1 protein-coding gene is annotated in these 1,116 nt (G+C 47.5%); it reads right to left on the bottom strand.

Going from position 1 to position 1,116, the window contains the following annotated elements; genetic code table 11:
- On the bottom strand, positions 1-1,031 hold a 1,031-nt coding region (locus tag B7Y67_RS18975), incomplete at its 3' end, for a phosphomethylpyrimidine synthase ThiC (protein WP_293599961.1).
- Positions 1,032-1,116: the final 85 nt, after the last annotated feature.

The raw sequence follows: 1,116 nt of genomic DNA, 5'->3' as shown, positions 1-1,116 counted from the left end.
GTTAATGGAACATAACGCAGCAATACCCCAGCATGAATAGTGAAGTAGTCCACACCTTGTTCAGCTTGCTCTACCAAGGTATCGCGGAACATTTCCCAGGTGAGGTCTTCTGCAATGCCGCCGGTCTTATCAAGAGCTTGATAAATAGGAACGGTACCAATCGGAACTGGTGAGTTACGAATAATCCACTCACGGGTTTCATGAATATGTTTACCAGTAGAGAGATCCATGATGGTGTCTGCGCCCCAACGAATCGACCACACCATTTTTTCTACTTCCTCATTAATCGAGGAGGTCACAGCAGAGTTACCGAGGTTGCCGTTAATCTTCACACGGAAGTTACGACCAATAATCATGGGCTCTAGCTCTGGGTGATTGATATTGGCTGGAATAATTGCGCGACCAGCAGCGATCTCGGAGCGCACAAACTCACCAGTAACAATGTCAGGCAAATTGGCGCCATAGCTCTTGCCAGGGTGTTGCTTGAGAAGTTGTTTGTACTCAGGATTCTTGCGTAATTGCTCTAGACCCATAGACTCACGCAAAGCAACGTATTCCATTTCAGGAGTCACGATGCCTTTGCGGGCGTAATACATTTGACTCACGTTTTGACCTGCTTTAGCAACACGCGGAGGATTAATGTGAGCAAAACGTAAATTCTGTGTCGCTGCATCTTGTGAGCGCGCAACGCCGTACTCAGAACTTGGCCCTGCTAATTGCACTGTGTCACCACGTTCTTCAATCCAGTTCTTGCGCAATAAAGGCAAGCCTTTTTCAAGGTTAATCACAATATCGGGGTCGCTATATGGCCCTGACGTGTCGTAAACCGGAACAGGTGGATTAGGGACCATTTCTTCACCTACGCGTGTTGATAACTGCTCAATCATGCGAATCGGTGCTTTGATGTCTGGGCGTGAACCCTCTAAATAGGTTTTTGTGGAGGCGGGATAGGCAAATTTTTGGCCAAAGTCACGCTCCAAGCTCTTAAGGCTAGGAATCTCTTGTTTAGATTTTGTATTGGTATCGCTCATGTCCATCTCCTGACTGTAATTAGATGGACGAAACCGGGTGACGGTCTGATGGAAAACTCCCCACGCCAGCATTACCTGGATCGGG

The organism is Polynucleobacter sp. 35-46-11 (assembly GCF_002281105.1).
Note: the sequence above shows the minus strand (reverse complement) of the source record. Positions and strands in the feature narration are given on the sequence as shown.